Origin of the sequence: Xenorhabdus aichiensis (genome assembly GCF_028598775.1) — a bacterium.
GTDB lineage: Bacteria > Pseudomonadota > Gammaproteobacteria > Enterobacterales > Enterobacteriaceae > Xenorhabdus > Xenorhabdus bovienii.
Genome location: NZ_JAQRFO010000120.1, coordinates 1 through 1,140 on the forward strand (window position 1 = coordinate 1; position 1,140 = coordinate 1,140).

The 1,140-nt window shown below is 41.7% G+C and carries 3 protein-coding genes; 2 read left to right on the plus strand and 1 reads right to left on the minus strand.

Annotated features, from left to right (window positions below; translation table 11 throughout):
- Both PSI22_RS21190 and PSI22_RS21195 read left to right on the plus strand, forming a co-directional pair.
- A partial coding sequence (locus PSI22_RS21190; protein ID WP_273581451.1) for a hypothetical protein occupies positions 1-260 on the plus strand: 260 nt, incomplete at its 5' end.
- A 129-nt stretch (positions 261-389) separates the two neighbouring features.
- Positions 390-809: a hypothetical protein gene (locus PSI22_RS21195; protein WP_273581452.1), complete on the plus strand. Its 420-nt coding sequence runs from the start codon at positions 390-392 to the stop codon at positions 807-809.
- Between the two features lie 5 nt (positions 810-814).
- On the opposite strand, the gene PSI22_RS21200 is transcribed toward PSI22_RS21195, so the two are convergent.
- Positions 815-1,042 (minus strand): hypothetical protein, encoded by a 228-nt coding sequence (locus PSI22_RS21200; protein ID WP_273581453.1) that lies wholly within the window; start codon positions 1,040-1,042, stop codon positions 815-817.
- Positions 1,043-1,140 lie beyond the last annotated feature (98 nt).

Consider the following 1,140-nt stretch of genomic DNA (forward strand, 5'->3'; position numbering starts at 1 on the left):
ACGCATTAAAGCTAATCACAGAAAGAAACGGTCGTTCAGTAGAAGAGTCATGGATATTGGGGAATATGTACCGTCTGGAGTTTTACCCGAATGATGCTGCCCAACTTGAAGGCGTTATTGCCCGTGTCGAGCATAGCCAGAACGGCAATCTGATTAATCACGACATCAAAAAAACAGACCAAGCCTACATTACCACTCTGACGGGTGACACTGTTCGCACGGTATGTCGAGGTCGATTTGTAGCTGGCCCCATACAGTAACCAATACAGAGCGTCTATCTCTGGGCGCTCGATATTGCTTATTACCTAATTTGCCGCCGCAATCATTCTCAGTACCTCGGTATCTCCTATTGCGATCGGCATCCTATTAACTCACTCGTGAGGTGAATGATGAATATCGAAGTCTCCATGCCACAGAAATCTAACCGGGTTGACAAAGCTAAGCTAAAGCTGACGGAAGAGGGTAAGGGTAATGTTAGAGCGTGTATTATCAATACTCTGACAGCTAAAGTTGTTGTTGCCGGTATCAGTGACGTGCATAGTTTGAAAGTGTCATTTGATTATTCAGAAGACTTTGTAACGGATGAAGTCACCTTGAAAGCGTTTAATGACAGAGCAGTGGCTTTTGCTGAGAAGACGATGAAGGATTTAAAAATTTCCGCTACCGATGATAGAGCGGTACAGCTTGAAAGACGAGTCACAGAGTTGGAAAAACAGCTCGCTGATGTTCAAAGGGCAACGAGCTGTGAGATTAATGCTCTAAAGATAGATTCTGCTGTAATTAAACATGCAATAATTAGTAAATCTTAAAGCAATTATTCTATGGTCACGTTTAACCCTTTAACCCTATTGGCTAATTCTGTGTGGGCTTGTTTCACTGTTGGGTCTTGGTGTTTATCTGCAAACTGTTCAAGATTTACTATCACGTCATCTTTAACTGAGGGCATAGCTGTAGACAATGCCGCCAACGTGATGGATAAAGCGGATTGAAGCGCTTCAATTTTTCTAGCTAAAATTACCAAGTCAATTGGTTGATAAGACATTTCTAATCCTCATACCGAAGCTAATCAGCCATCACTTCGGTTGATTAATGTTTGGCTGATCTAACAATATACCTTAAGTATCAACTGATTACTTTTAA